This window comes from Acidobacteriota bacterium (assembly GCA_020853395.1).
Lineage (GTDB): Bacteria > Acidobacteriota > Vicinamibacteria > Vicinamibacterales > SCN-69-37 > JADYYY01.
On the sequence record JADYYY010000007.1, the window covers coordinates 323,929 to 337,681 of the forward strand.

The window sequence follows — 13,753 nt, forward strand, 5'->3', positions numbered from 1 at the left end:
ATGCCCGAAGCCGTCGGCCTGCCGTTCGACGAGCGTCCCGCGCGCGCGCGGCCGTTGTCGGTCAGCGACCTCACGCTCGCGCTGCGCCGGCTCATCGACGAGCGCTTCGGCGCGGTGCTGGTCGAAGGCGAGCTGTCGAACTGCCGGCAGTGGAGCTCCGGCCATCTCTACTTCACGCTGAAGGACGACCGTGCGCAGGTGCGCGCGGTCATGTTCCGGACGGCCGTCCGCTCGCTGACGTTCCGTCCCGAGGACGGCCTGCGGGTCGTCGTGCGCGGCCGCCTGAGCGTCTACGACGCGAAGGGCGAGTACCAGATCGTCTGCGACACGCTCGAGCCGCAGGGTCTCGGCGCGTTGCAGGCCGCGTTCGAGCAGCTCAAGCGCCGGCTGCAGCAGGACGGGCTGTTCGACCCGGCCCGCAAGCGGCCGCTGCCGCTCTGGCCGCGGCGGATCGGCGTCGTCACGTCGCTCGACGGGGCGGCGCTGCGCGACATCCTGCGGGTGCTGACGACCCGCCATCCGACGGCTCGGGTGGTCATCCGGGCGGCGCGCGTGCAGGGTGAGGGTGCGGCCGAGGATCTGATGCGTGCCCTGCGCGCGATCGTGCGCGTGCCGGGCCTCGACGTCGTCCTCGTCGGCCGGGGCGGCGGCTCGATCGAGGATCTGTGGGCGTTCAACGACGAGCGGCTCGCGCGGGCGATCGCGGAGTGTCCCGTGCCGGTCATCTCGTGCGTGGGACACGAGGTGGACTTCACGATCGCGGATTTCGTCGCCGACGTGCGGGCGGCGACGCCGTCGAACGCCGCCGAGATCGTCGTCGAGCGCGCCGACCATGTCGTCGCCAGGATCGATCGCGCGAGGCACCGGCTGCGCGCGTGCATGAGCGTCGCGTTGAGCCGCCGCTTGCAGCGCGCCGAGCGGCTGCGCGGGCGGCTCGAGCAGTGGCCGACGCGCGTCGTGATGGCGGAGCGCGACGGCCGCCAGCTCGCGCTGCGGCTCCGGCATGCCGTGCACAACCGAATCGCCAGGCAGACGCAGCGGTTCACCGTCCTGTCGCGGCGTCTCGAACGGTGCGATGCGCGCCGCGCGATCGCCGAGTTGCGCACGCGGTTGGCCGTGGCCGACGGGCGCCTCCGCGGCGCCATCGGTCATCGCCGGCTGGCCGCCGGCGCGCGCGTCGCGACCGTGACGGCGCAGCTCGACGCGCTCAGCCCGCTCGCCGTGCTCGCGCGCGGCTACGCCGTGTGCTGGAACGACGCGCGGACGGCTATCATTCGCACGACACGCGGCGTCACGCCGGGCGATCGCGTCCGCGTGACGCTCGCCGAAGGCGAGCTGGCCTGCCGCGTGGAGGACGCCCCGCCCCACACGGAGCCCTGATCCATGCCCGACTCCATCAAGGACTTCGAGTCCGCCATCGCCGAACTGGAGACCATCGTCAAACAGATGGAGGAAGGTGATCTGCCGCTCGACCGTTCGCTTGCGCTCTTCGAGCGCGGCATCGCGCTGTCGCGCTACTGCCACGATCAGCTCGCGGCGGCGGAACGGCGGATCGAGCAACTCACCGACCGTGGCGACCTGAAAGACGCGTCCCACCTGCTCGAGTCGAACGACGTCGACCGGTGACCGCCGCGCCGTCCGACCTGCACGCCTATCTCGCGGCCCGTCGCGAGGACGTCGAGCGCGGCCTGCACGCCGTGCTCGACGGATTGGCCGCGCCGTCCGTGATCGCCGCGCCCGTCCGGTACGCGCTGCTCGGACCGGGCAAGCGCCTGCGCCCGTGTCTCACGCTCGCGGTCGCCGAGTGCGCCGGCGCCGCCGGCGATCTCGATCCGGCCACGGCCCGCGCGCTCGCGCTGCCCGGCGCCTGCGCCGTCGAGATGATCCACACCTACTCGCTCGTCCACGACGACCTCCCGGCGATGGACGATGACGATCTGCGCCGCGGCCGGCCGACGACGCACGTCGTGTACGGCGAAGGGATGGGCATCCTCGCGGGCGACGCGCTCTCGACCGAGGCGTTCCTGGTGCTCGCTCGGTGGACCGCGTCCACGGCGCCCGCCGAGTCCGCGCCAGCCGGCCGGCGGCTCCAGGCGATCGCGACGCTCGCCGAGGCCGCAGGCATCGCCGGGATGGTCGGTGGCCAGGCCATCGATCTCGCCGCGGCCGGCCGACAGGCTGCCTTCGACGCCGCCGCGCTCGAGGACATGCACCTCCGGAAGACCGGCGCGCTCATCCGCGCCGCGTGCCGCGTCGGCGCGCTGCTCGTGGGCGCCGCGCCCACGACCGTCGCCGCCGTCGACGCCTACGCGCGCGAGGTCGGCCTCGCGTTTCAGATCGTGGACGACGTGCTGGACGTCGAGGGATCGAACGCCGCGCTCGGCAAGACGGCCGGCAAGGACGCGGCCGCCGGCAAGCCGACCTTTCCGGCCTTCTACGGCATCGACGGTTCGCGCGCGCGCGCGGCGGCCTGCGTCGCCCGCGCGCACGACGCACTCCGCGACGTGCCGCACAGCGAGCGCCTCCGCGCGATCGCCGCGTGGAGCCTCACGCGCGAAAAGTGAAGACCCGATTGGACCTGCTCGTGGTCGCGCGCGGTCTCGCCGCGACGCGCGAGCGGGCCCGCGCGCTGATCCTCGCCGGCGACGTCCTCGTCGACGGCGTGCCGGCGCGCAAGGCCGGCATGACGGTCGACGAGAGCGCCGCGATCGTGCTGCGGCAGCCCGATCACCCGTGGGCGAGCCGCGGCGGGTTGAAGCTCGCGCACGCGCTCGACGCGTTTCGCATCGACGTCGGCGGCGCAACGGCGCTCGACATCGGCGCGTCCACCGGCGGGTTCACCGACGTGCTCGTCGCCCGCGGCGCACGGCGCGTCGTCGCGCTCGACGTCGGCAGCGGCCAGCTCGACTGGCGCCTGCGGACCGATCCCCGGGTCGTCTGCGTGGAAGGCGTGAACGCGCGCCATCTCACGCCGCAAATGCTGCCGGCCGACCTGCGGCAGTTCGATCTCGTCACGATCGACGTCTCGTTCATCTCGCTCGCGCTGATCCTACCGGTCGTGCCGCCGCTCCTGGTGCGCGCCGGCCGTGTCGTCGCGCTCGTCAAGCCGCAGTTCGAGGCTGGCCGGGAGGAGGTCGGGGCCGGCGGCATCGTGCGCGATCCGGCCGTGCACGCGCGCGTCGTCGAGGCGGTCACGGCCGCCGCTCTTCGAGTAGGATTGACGCGCCTCGGCCTGGAGCCGTCACCGGTGACCGGCGCTGAAGGCAACCGCGAGTTCCTGATGTTGCTCGCCCCCCAATCATGATGGCGCCCGTCACCCGTGCCGGCCTGATTGCCAGGCTCAAACCCGAGGCGCTCAGCGCGCTCGCCGACGCCGCCGAGTGGCTGCACGAGCACGGCTGCACGCCGGTGGTCGAAGCCGACAGCGCCGAGGCCACGGGCCTCGGCGCGCGGTGGAGGACGGCGCCTCGGACGAGCCTGGCGGCCGGCGTGGACGTGATCCTCACGTTCGGCGGCGACGGCACGTTGCTCGACGCGGCGAACGCGGTCGTGCATGGCGACGGCGACGCGCCGCTCGTGGGCATCAACTTCGGCCGACTCGGCTTCTTGACGGAGGTCGATCGCTCGGAGATGACCGGCGCGCTCGAACAACTGCTCGCCGGAGGCACCCGCCTCGAGACGCGCGCCATGATCCATGGCCGCCTGCTGCGAGGCGACACGGTCGTCTGCGATCGCATCGCGCTCAACGACATCGTCGTCACGCGCAGCGCGTTGTCCCGGATGGTCGAGATCACGGTGGACGTGGACGGTCAGTTCGTCTGCCGCGTGAAGGCCGACGGGCTCATCGTGTCGACGGCCACCGGGTCGACGGCCTACAACCTCTCGGGAGGCGGGCCGATCGTGCACCCGTCCGTGGACGCCGTCGTGTTGACGCCCATCGCGCCCCACACGCTGACGCTTCGCCCGCTCGTCCTGCCGGCGGCGGCCCGGATCGAAATGCGGCCGGTGATGGATCCGCAGACCGAGATGGTGGCGACCTTCGATGGCCAGTTCGGCGTACGCATGGAGCCGACGGACGTGATGCACATCACGCGCGCCACCCGCGTACTCCACCTCGCCCGCACATCGTCGCGCACATACTTCGGCATGCTGCGCGAGAAGCTCAAGTGGGCCCACACCTGATCCCTTCGTCCCTTTTCCCTCCCTCTTCCCTTTCCCCTCCTTTTCCCTTTTTCCTTTCCCCTTCCTTTTCCCTTCTCCCCTTTACCTTTGCCCTCTGCCCTTTGCCCTCTGCCCTTTGAAGTAGTTCACCTGCCACGTGCGCACGTTGCGGCTGTGCTCGGCCAGCGACGAGGCGAACGCGTGGGTGCCGTCGTTGCGGCTGACGAAGTAGAGATAGGGCACGTCGGCGGGCTCGACGGCCGCTTCGAGCGCGCTCCGGCCCGGTGAGGCGATGGGGCCGGGCGGGAGGCCCGGATATCGATACGTGTTGTACGGCGAGTCCATCTGCAGGTTGGCCCGCGTCAGGTTGCCGCGCCACGCGCCGCGCTGCATGAGCGCGTAGATCACCGTCGGATCGCACTGCAGCGGCATCCCGATCCTGAGGCGGTTGTGGTACACGGCCGACACGAGCGGCCGCTCGTCGGCCGACGCCGTCTCCTTCTCCACGAGCGAGGCGAGCGTCACGACGTCACGCAGGCTCATGCCGCGCGCGGTGGCCGCCCGGCGGACGCCGCCGTCGACGACGGCGCGGAAACGGTCCACCATCGCGGCCACCGTCATGACCGCCCCCGCACGGCGTGGCATCGAGTAGGTGTCGGGAAAGAGGTATCCCTCGAGCGATCGGGCCGTCGGATCGAGATCGCCGATCGCCGAAGGGTTGGCGGCGGCCTGTTCGAACTCCGCCGCCGTGCCGAGGCCTGCGCCGGCGAACGTCGCGGCCATGTCGGCGATCGTCAGGCCCTCGGGAAACGTCACGACCCGTGAGAACACGTCGCCACGCGCCAGCCGGGCGACCACGTCGTACGGAGACGCGGCATCCGCGAATCGGTACTCGCCCGCCTGCAGACGACGGTCCGCGCCGGACAGGCGCGCGGCGATCCGGAACGTGATCGGATCCGGCACGACGCCAGCGTCCGCGAGCAACGACGCGATCCGGCCGACGCTCGCCCCCTGAGGTACGTCGACGAACTGTTCTGCGCCGGCGAACGCGCGATACGGCGTCGTCAGCCGACCGCGCAGCCACCAGCCGCCCGCCGCGGCAGCACCGGCGAGCAGCACGACGACGACCAGCAGGCGCCTCAGCATCAGGCCTCCGTCGATTCGGCTCGCCGCACGTCGCACCGCGCGTCGAGAAAGTCCTGCAGGATGATCGCGGCGGCTTCGGCGTCGACTCGCGCCTTGCGGCGCCGCCAGTCCGGCTCGCGCGCCGCCAGCCGCGCCTCGGCTTCGCGGCTGGTCAGCCGCTCGTCCTGGAAGTGCACCTGCACGCCCGTGGCGGCGTGGAGCAACGCGGCGAACGCGCGTGCGAGCGCCGTCTGCTCGTGCTCAGTGCCGTCGAGCCGGCGCGGCAGCCCGACGACGATCCCGCCGACGGCCGGGCCGTCGTCGATCGGATCGCGCAGCGTGTCGATGGCTGCCCCTACTCGGGCGGCGGCGGCCGCCAGGCTCGGCCCCGCCTCCACGGTCTGCCAGGCGCTCGCGATCAGGCCGGACGCATCGGACAGCGCCAACCCGATCCGTCTCCTGCCGACGTCCACTCCGAGAAACCGCATGGACATCAGCGTACCAACATCGGCCTTCCGCCACACGAGCCCGCGCCGCCCGCGGGTGACGCCGCCTCGTGTCCCCATCGCCGCGCCCTGCGAAACGCGCGGATTCGCGCCATAATGAAGGACATGTCGCCGCGCTCCCGGGTTCTCTTGTTCCTCGTCTCGACACCCATTGCGCTGCTGCTCATCGTCGGCGGCCTGCTCGGCGCCGCGAAGCCCGTGGCCCAGCAGGGGCTGCCGCATCTCCGCGTGTTCGAGGACGTGGCGTCGCTCGTCGTGAAGGACTACGTCGAGGACGTGAACGTCGATCGCATCTTCGACGGCGCGATGCGCGGCCTCTCCGACGGTCTCGACGGCGCGAGCGCGTACTTCACGCCGGAGGAGGTGCGCGCGTTCGACGCGAATGCCCCGCTGCCGGCGGGTGAGGTCGGCATCGTGCTGTCGCGGCAGTTCTATCTGCGCGTCGTGGGCATCCGCGACGGCTCGCCGGCGCAGCGCGCCGGCCTGCGGACCGGTGACTACGTCCGCGCCATCAACGAGACGCCCACGCGCGACATGTCGGCGTATGCGGGAACACGGCTGCTCCGCGGCCCCGTGGGCTCGACGGTGTCGCTGATGGTGATCCGCGGCAATCCGGCCGATCCGCACAAGATCGATCTCGTCCGCGAAGCGGCGAGCGGCGAGGCCGTGACGGTCCGGCAGGCCGGGACGCACCGCTACGTGCGGATCGCGAGCTTCGGCTCGGCCACGGCAGCGGACTTGAGCGCGAAGCTCTCCGCGGGCGGCAACACGCCGACGCTGATCGACGTGCGCGGCACCGCCGACGGGAGCCCGAGCGATGGCATCGCCGCTGCGAAGCTCTTCGTCAAGGACGGCACGCTCGCGACGCTCGCCGCACGCAACGCACCGAACACCGTCATCACCGCGACGGCCGGTGACGGCAGCCTCACGATGCCACTCGTCGTGCTCACCTCGAACGGCACGGGCAACGCGGCGGAGGTGTTCGCGGCGGCGCTGGCCGACAACCGGCGCGCGCGGCTCGTCGGCGAGCCGACGGCTGGGCTGGCGGGCGTCCAGAAACTCGTGCGGCTGCCGGAAGGGCACGGGCTGTGGCTGACCTACGCCCGCTACGTGCGCACGGATGGCGCGCCCGTGCACGGACGCGGGCTGCGGCCGGACGTCCCCGTCGACGTGCCCACCGTCGGGTTCGGGCAGAAGCCGCCCCAGACCGATGCGGTCCTCGATCGCGCCGTGCAGGAACTGCAGCGCCAGACGGCTCCGGCCGACCAGCCGGCCGCGTCGCGTTGACGGTCGCTTTTCCTCGACGGTATACTGGCCGTTCGTCGTACGCCCGGGGGCGCCGGCCTAGACAGCCACAGGCACGTAGCTCAGCTGGTTAGAGCGCCTGCTTGACATGCAGGAGGTCGGCGGTTCGAGTCCGCCCGTGCCTACCAACGACCGAGGCCTCGCTCCGGGTCGATTCCGATTAGCCGCCGTTGATTACCCTGACGCTACCAGACGGATCGCAACGCGATGTCGCTCCCGGCACGTCCGTGCAGGAGTTCGCCTCGGCGTCGCTGCCGCGGAGCGTCGTGAAGAAGGCGCTCGCCGCCGTCGTCGACGGCCGGCTCGTCGATCTCAGCTATCGGCTGGCCACGCCCGCTGCGCTGAAGCTGGTGCTGCCGGGCGATCCCGAGTCGCTGCCGCTCTACCGGCATTCGACGGCGCACCTGCTCGCCGCGGCGGTCACGAACCTGTATCCCGGCGTGCAGTGCGGCATCGGCCCCGCCACCGACGAGGGCTTCTTCTACGACTTCGTCGTGCCGCGGCCGTTCGTTCCGGAGGATCTCGACCGCATCGAGGCGAAGATGCGCGAGTTGGCCAACCAGGACCTGCCCTACGAGCGCCAGATCTGGCCCAAGCAGGACGCCATCGAGTTCTTCACGAAGCGCGGCGAACCGCTGAAGGTGCAGCTCATCCAGGAGAAGACGGCCGGAGAGACCGACGTATCGTGTTACACGATCAAGGATCGCGACACGTTCGTCGACTTCTGCGTCGGCCCGCACGTCCCGTCCACCAACCGCCTCCGGGCGTTCAAGCTGCTCTCGACCTCGAACGCGTACTGGAAGGGCGACGCTCGCAACCAGCCGATGCAGCGCATCTACGGCACGGCGTTCTTCCGAGACGACGAGTTGGAGGCGTACCTCCACCGGATCGAGGAAGCGAAGCGGCGCGACCATCGGCGGATCGGGCGCGAGCTGGGCCTCTTCACGTTCCACCCGTGGGCGCCGGGCGCGGCCTTCTGGCTGCCGAAGGGGACGACGCTCTACAACCGGCTCGCGGCCTACATGCGCGACGTGCTCTTTCCCGCCGGCTACGACGAGGTGAAGACGCCGCTCATCTTCAACAAGGCGCTGTGGGAGACGTCCGGGCACTGGCAGCACTACCGCCAGAACATGTTCCTCGTCGAAGCCGAGCACGCCGAGATGGGCGTCAAGGCGATGAACTGTCCCGGGCACATGCTCGTCTTCGCGAGCGAGGTCCGCAGCTACCGCGACCTGCCGCTGCGCCTGCACGAGCAGACCCCGCTCCATCGCAACGAGGCGTCGGGCGTGCTCGCCGGCCTGACGCGCGTTCGACAGTTCTCGCAGGACGACGCGCACTGCTTCGTGATGGAGTCGCAGATCGGCGACGAGGTCGAGCGGCTGCTGAACCTGGTCAAGCAGGTCTACGACGACTTCGGCCTCACTTATGCGGTGAAGCTGTCCACGCGGCCCGAGGAGTTCCTCGGCGAGCAGGCGACCTGGGATCACGCGGAAGCGGAGCTGCGGCGTGCGCTGACGGCGGCCGGGCTGCCGTTCGCGATCAACGAAGGCGACGGCGCCTTCTACGGTCCCAAGATCGACTTCGACGTCACGGACGCGATCGGCCGGACCTGGCAGTGCGCGACGATTCAGCTCGACTACCAGTTGCCGGCGCGCTTCGATCTGAAGTACGTGGGCGCCGACAACGCCGAGCACCGGCCCGTCGTGATCCACCGGGCGATCTACGGCAGCTTCGAGCGGTTCATCGCGCTGCTCATCGAGCACTACGCCGGCGCGTTCCCGCTGTGGCTCGCGCCCGTGCAGGCGACGGTGCTGCCGATTGCCGACCGGCACCTCGGGTACGCCGCCGGCGTGCGGGACGAGCTGGCCGCCGGAGGGCTGCGCGTGCACCTGGACGATCGCCAGGAAAAGATTGGTTATAAGATCCGGGAGGCGCAACTGCAGAAAGTGCCCTACATGCTCGTGGTCGGCGACCGCGAGGCGGCGGAGGGGACGGTCTCGGTGCGCAGCCGCACCGGGGGCGATCTGGGCGCCCGGCCGGTGGCGGAGTTCGTCCGGGCGGCGCGCGAGGAAGTCGCGTTGCGCGGTCGCGTGCAGCACGGGAGGTAGTTATCGCCTTCGATCGAAGTCCACGTCGGGAAGACCGCACGAGAGTCAACGAGCGGATCCGGGTACGCGAGATCCGGGTCATCGACGAGAACGGCGTCCAGCTCGGCATCATGCCGCCGCCGCAGGCGCTGGCGCTGGCGCGCACGAAGGGGCTCGATCTCGTCGAGATCTCGCCCACGGCCGTGCCGCCGGTCTGCCGGATCATGGATTTCGGCAAGTACCAGTACGACCAGCAGAAGCGGGCGCGTGCGGCGAAGCGGCACCAGAAGGTGATCGACGTCAAGGAGATCAAGTTCCGGCCCAAGGTCGACGAACACGACTACCAGTTCAAGAAGAAGCACATCGAGCGCTTCCTGGCCGAGGGCGACAAGGTGAAGGCCACGATCTTCTTCCGCGGGCGCGAGAACGCGCATCCGGAGATCGGCCAGCGCATCCTGGAACGGCTGGTGGCGGATCTGTCGGACGTCGCGATCACGGAGGCGAACCCGCAGAAGGAAGGCAACCAGTTGCACACGATTCTGGCGCCGCGGCCCGGACTGAAGCGCGCCGCGCCGGCGAGGAGACCGACCGATCATGCCGAAGATTAAGAGCAACCGTGGCGCCGCCAAGCGCTTCAAGCGGACCGCGAGCGGCAAGTTCGCCCGCTCGAAGGCGTTCAAGCGGCACATCCTGACGAGCAAGCCGACGCACCGCAAGCGCGCGCTGCGCGCCGGCGCCGTCATCGCCGCCGTCGACACCCCGCGCGTCAAGCGGATGCTGCCGTACGACTAAGCAGAACATTTGGACACGTGGAGATCGTTCATTTGGGCATTTGGGAGTGACGATTTGGCCGTCTGGACGATGGGCAACGAGACCGCAATGTCCAGATCGCCAATCAGCAGAATGGAAGATCCCGAATCTCCAAGTCGCAGATAGCCAAATGTCCAGATCCTCAGAGAGGTACCGTCAATGCCCCGCGTGAAGAGAGGGACCCATCGCCGCGCCAAGCGCAAGAAGCTGCTGAAGCGCGCGAAGGGGTACTACGCCACCAAGAGCAAGCTGTACCAGGCCGCCCAGGAAGCGGTGGACAAGGCGCTCAACTACGCCTATGCCGGCCGCCGGCGCAAGAAGCGCGACTTCCGGAGCCTGTGGGTCGTACGTATCAACGCCGCCGCGCGGGCGAACGGCCTGACGTACGGGCAGCTCATGAGCGGCCTCAAGTCCGCCGGCGTGACGCTCGATCGCCGCAGCCTGGCCGAACTGGCCGTCCATCACCCCGCGGCGTTCAAGAGCGTCGCGGCGCAGGCCCAGCAGGCACGATCGGCCCAGACCGCGTGACGGGACGGCCGGCCGCATCGGCCGGCCGCCCCCGCGTCCCCGCACGTGCGCTCATGGCGTCCCGTCACGACATCGCCGCCCTCCATGCCGAATTCCACGCCGCCCTGGCGTCGGCCGCGACCGTCGCGGACGTCAAGGCGGTGCGCGATCGCTTTCTCAGCCGAAAGCACGGCAGCCTCACCGCGGTCCTGAAGTCGCTCGGCACGGCCGCGCCAGACGAGCGGCGCGTCATCGGCAGCGACGCCAACGCGCTGCGCCAGACGATCGAAGCCGCGCTCGACGCGCGCGAGGCTGAACTAGCGGCGTCCGCGCCGCCGGCCGACGCGCTCGACGTGACGCTGCCCGGCCGCATCCCGCTGGCTGGCCGGTGCCACCCGCTCACGCAGGTGAGAGAGCGCGTCGAAGCGATCTTCTCGGCGATGGGCTACGACATCGCGACCGGGCCAGAGCTCGAAGACGACTGGCACAATTTCGAGGCCCTGAACATGCCCGCCGAGCACCCGGCGCGTGACATGCAGGACACGCTCTATCTGGAGGCGCCGGTGCCGCAATCCTGGGCGTCGACGTCGCCCGCGGCCGGCCCGGCGGATCCACAGGCCGGAACGGCAGGGCCTCGATCCGGCCCGGCCGCGCGGCCGGCGACGCTGCTCCGGACTCACACCTCGGGCATGCAGATCCGCTACATGCAGGCGCATCGTCCGCCGGTGCGCATCATCGCCCCGGGACGCGTGTATCGCCGCGACAACTTCGACGCGACGCACACGCCGATGTTCACGCAGATCGAAGGGCTCGTCGTGGACGAGCGCATCAGCCTCGGCGATCTCAAGGGCACGCTGACGGTCTTCGCGCAGCGGCTCTTCGACAGCCGCGTGCGGACGCGCTTCCGTCCGAGCTTCTTCCCCTACACCGAGCCGTCGGCCGAGATGGACGTGTCGTGCGGCTCGTGCGACGGCGCGGGCTGCGCGCTCTGCAAGCACAGCGGCTGGATCGAGATCCTCGGGTGCGGCATGGTGCACCCGGCCGTGTTCGAGGCGGTCGGCTACGATCCCGAGCGTTACACCGGCTTCGCGTTCGGCGTCGGCATCGAGCGGCTCGCGCTCCGGTTCTACGGGATCGACGACATCCGGATGTTCTACGAGAACGACCTGCGGTTCCTGAGGCAGCTCCCGCTGTGAAGCTCCCGGTCGACTGGCTGCGGGATTTCGCCGAGATCGCGGCGTCGCCGGCCGACGTCGCGGGCCGGCTCGCCGCGTGCGGGTTCGCGGTCGAGAGCCTCGACGGCGACGTCGTGGACGTCGAGGTGACCGCCAACCGTCCGGACTGCCTCAGCATCGTCGGCCTGGCGCGCGAGGCGGCCGTCGCGTTCGACGTGCCCTTGCGCCTGCCCATGCTCGCCGGCACGCAGGCCGTGACCGGGACGTCCGACGCGGGCGACGCGAACGGCACCGTGCGGGTCGCGATCGAAGCGCCAGACTGCCGGCGTTACGCGCTCGCGGTGGCAGACGTGCACGTCGGGCCGTCGCCCGACTGGCTGGCCGCGCGGCTCGCCGCCGCCGGCGTCCGCGCGATCAACAACATCGTCGACGTCACGAACTACGTGATGCTCGAGCTCGGGCATCCGATGCACGCGTTCGACGCGGCGAGGCTCGCCGGCCGCGAGATCCGCGTCCGCCCGGCGCGTCCGGGCGAGTCGATCGTCACGATCGATGGCGAGACGCGCCGGCTCGACGAGGCCATGCTGCTCATCGCGGACCGCGAGTCGCCGATCGCGGTCGCTGGCGTGATGGGCGGGGCCGCGTCGGAAGTGTCGCGCGGCACGACACGGATCGCGCTCGAAAGCGCCTGGTTCCGGCCCGCGTCGATCCGGGCGACGAGCCGTCGGCTCGGCCTGAAGACCGAGGCATCCATCCGGTTCGAGCGAGGCGCCGACCTCGAGGCGCCCGTCGTGGCGATCCGGCGAGCGCTCGCGCTGCTGGAGGAGATCGGCGCCGGCCGTGTGGCCGGCGCGGTCGCCGACGTCTATCCGCGCGTCGCCACGCCGCGGATCGTGCGCCTGCGCCGCGACCGCACCGCCCGGCTGCTCGGCGACGTCGTGCCCGACGCCGAGGTCGCGCGGATCCTCGGCCACCTCGGGTTCGGCTTGCAGGGAACCGACGACGGGTGGGATGTCGAGGTGCCGATCCGGCGGGTCGACGTTTCGCGCGAAGCCGACCTCATCGAGGAAGTCGGCCGCCACTGGGGCTACGACCGCATCCCCGCGACGCTGCCGGCAGTTGGCCGTCCAGCCCCGCCACGGACCGCCGCCGTCGTCGAGACCCGCCTGCGTTCCCTCGCGCGCGCCGCCGGACTGCAGGAAGCGGTGACCTTCACCTTCGTCGAGCGAGCGGCCGCCGAGCCGTTCGCCGGCTCCGCACCGCTCGTCGCGATCGCCAATCCGCTCTCGGACAAGTTCGCCGTGCTGCGGCCGTCGATGCTGCCCGGATTGCTCGACGCCCTCGTTTACAACCGCCGACGCGACGCGGAGGACGTTCGCCTCTTCGAGATGGGATCGGTGTTCCATCACACCGGCGAGGCGACCCGGATCGGCTGGGTGCTGACCGGGCCTCGCGAGGCACACTGGAGCGGCGGCGCGTCCGCTCTCGACTTCTACGATGCCAAGGGCGTCGCCGAGCTTCTCGTGCAGGCCGCCGGCGTTCAGGCAGCCGACGTGACGGCCGTGCCGGCCGACGACGTGCCGTGGTTCGTCCGTGGCCGATCGGCACGGCTGCTGCGCGGCCAGCATGGCGAAGCGCTCGGCTCGATCGGACAGATTCGACCCGATCTGCTGGCGCGGCGTGGCCTCGACGCGGGCGTCGTGGTCGGCGGCGAGCTCGACGTGACGGCGCTCGTCGCCATTGGGGCCGCCGCTTCCGACAATCCGCACGTGCGCGCGGTTCCGAGATTCCCCTCGATCGTGCGCGACCTCTCGATCGTCGTCTCCGAACGCTTGCCTGCCGCCACCGTTCGTGGCACGATTCGGGCGAACGCGCCCGACACGCTGCAGTCGATCGTCGAGTTCGATCGGTACCAGGGGAAGGGCGTGCCGGACGGACACGTCAGCCTGTCGCTGCGGCTCACGTTCCGTCATCCCGACCGCACGCTCACCGATCAGGAAGCGCAGCACGCGGTCGATGCGATTGTCGACGCGTTGGGGCAGGCGCACGGCGCCACCCTGCGCGGCAAGCCATAGAT

The 13,753-nt window shown here is 70.8% G+C and carries 14 protein-coding genes and 1 tRNA gene; 13 read left to right on the forward strand and 2 right to left on the reverse strand.

Annotation, left to right across the window (positions count from 1 at the left end; translation table 11 throughout):
- Genes IT184_07190 through IT184_07210 form a run of 5 tightly spaced genes read left to right on the forward strand, consistent with a single transcriptional unit; the run spans position 1 to position 4,182 of the window.
- Positions 1–1,380: an exodeoxyribonuclease VII large subunit gene (locus tag IT184_07190; GenBank protein MCC7008586.1), complete on the forward strand. Its 1,380-nt coding sequence runs from the start codon at positions 1–3 to the stop codon at positions 1,378–1,380.
- 3 nt (positions 1,381–1,383) lie between these two features.
- Positions 1,384–1,626, forward strand: a complete 243-nt coding sequence (gene xseB, locus IT184_07195; protein ID MCC7008587.1) for an exodeoxyribonuclease VII small subunit — start codon at positions 1,384–1,386, stop codon at positions 1,624–1,626.
- A complete protein-coding gene (locus IT184_07200; GenBank protein MCC7008588.1) occupies positions 1,623–2,564 on the forward strand; it encodes a polyprenyl synthetase family protein in 942 nt (313 codons plus the stop codon). The genes xseB and IT184_07200 overlap by 4 nt, the downstream gene beginning before the upstream one ends.
- The gene (locus IT184_07205; GenBank protein MCC7008589.1) at positions 2,561–3,304 is read left to right on the forward strand and encodes a TlyA family RNA methyltransferase; all 744 of its coding nucleotides are present in this window, start codon (positions 2,561–2,563) and stop codon (positions 3,302–3,304) included. Before IT184_07200 ends, IT184_07205 begins: the two co-directional genes overlap by 4 nt.
- Complete coding sequence (locus tag IT184_07210; GenBank protein MCC7008590.1) at positions 3,301–4,182, forward strand: NAD(+)/NADH kinase; 882 nt, start codon at positions 3,301–3,303, stop codon at positions 4,180–4,182. Before IT184_07205 ends, IT184_07210 begins: the two co-directional genes overlap by 4 nt.
- A gap of 81 nt (positions 4,183–4,263) precedes the next feature.
- Here the strand turns inward: IT184_07210 and mltG are convergent, their stop codons facing one another.
- Together mltG and ruvX are read right to left on the reverse strand one after the other, a co-directional pair.
- A complete protein-coding gene (gene mltG, locus IT184_07215; protein ID MCC7008591.1) occupies positions 4,264–5,307 on the reverse strand; it encodes an endolytic transglycosylase MltG in 1,044 nt (347 codons plus the stop codon).
- Positions 5,307–5,774 (reverse strand): Holliday junction resolvase RuvX, encoded by a 468-nt coding sequence (ruvX, locus tag IT184_07220; GenBank protein MCC7008592.1) that lies wholly within the window; start codon positions 5,772–5,774, stop codon positions 5,307–5,309. The genes mltG and ruvX overlap by 1 nt, the downstream gene beginning before the upstream one ends.
- 123 nt (positions 5,775–5,897) lie before the next feature.
- Between ruvX and IT184_07225 the strand changes: the two genes are divergently transcribed.
- The 8 genes from IT184_07225 to IT184_07260 all read left to right on the forward strand — a co-directional run bounded on the left by IT184_07225 (position 5,898) and on the right by IT184_07260 (position 13,751).
- On the forward strand, positions 5,898–7,079 hold the full coding sequence (locus IT184_07225) for a PDZ domain-containing protein (protein ID MCC7008593.1): 1,182 nt from the start codon (positions 5,898–5,900) through the stop codon (positions 7,077–7,079).
- A gap of 69 nt (positions 7,080–7,148) precedes the next feature.
- A tRNA-Val gene (locus IT184_07230) sits at positions 7,149–7,225 on the forward strand.
- Between the two features lie 42 nt (positions 7,226–7,267).
- Positions 7,268–9,205: a threonine--tRNA ligase gene (thrS, locus tag IT184_07235; protein MCC7008594.1), complete on the forward strand. Its 1,938-nt coding sequence runs from the start codon at positions 7,268–7,270 to the stop codon at positions 9,203–9,205.
- 2 nt (positions 9,206–9,207) lie between these two features.
- Positions 9,208–9,792, forward strand: coding sequence for a translation initiation factor IF-3 (locus IT184_07240; protein MCC7008595.1), 585 nt, complete (start codon positions 9,208–9,210; stop codon positions 9,790–9,792).
- Entirely contained in the window at positions 9,779–9,976 is a 198-nt protein-coding gene (gene rpmI / locus IT184_07245; GenBank protein MCC7008596.1) for a 50S ribosomal protein L35, read from the forward strand. Before IT184_07240 ends, rpmI begins: the two co-directional genes overlap by 14 nt.
- 177 nt (positions 9,977–10,153) lie before the next feature.
- Positions 10,154–10,522: a 50S ribosomal protein L20 gene (gene rplT, locus IT184_07250; protein MCC7008597.1), complete on the forward strand. Its 369-nt coding sequence runs from the start codon at positions 10,154–10,156 to the stop codon at positions 10,520–10,522.
- A gap of 53 nt (positions 10,523–10,575) precedes the next feature.
- Positions 10,576–11,697 carry a phenylalanine--tRNA ligase subunit alpha gene (pheS, locus tag IT184_07255; protein ID MCC7008598.1) on the forward strand — a complete coding sequence of 374 codons (1,122 nt, stop codon included), beginning with the start codon at positions 10,576–10,578 and terminating at the stop codon, positions 11,695–11,697.
- Positions 11,694–13,751, forward strand: coding sequence for a phenylalanine--tRNA ligase subunit beta (locus tag IT184_07260; GenBank protein ID MCC7008599.1), 2,058 nt, complete (start codon positions 11,694–11,696; stop codon positions 13,749–13,751). The genes pheS and IT184_07260 overlap by 4 nt, the downstream gene beginning before the upstream one ends.
- The last annotated feature ends 2 nt before the right edge of the window (positions 13,752–13,753 follow it).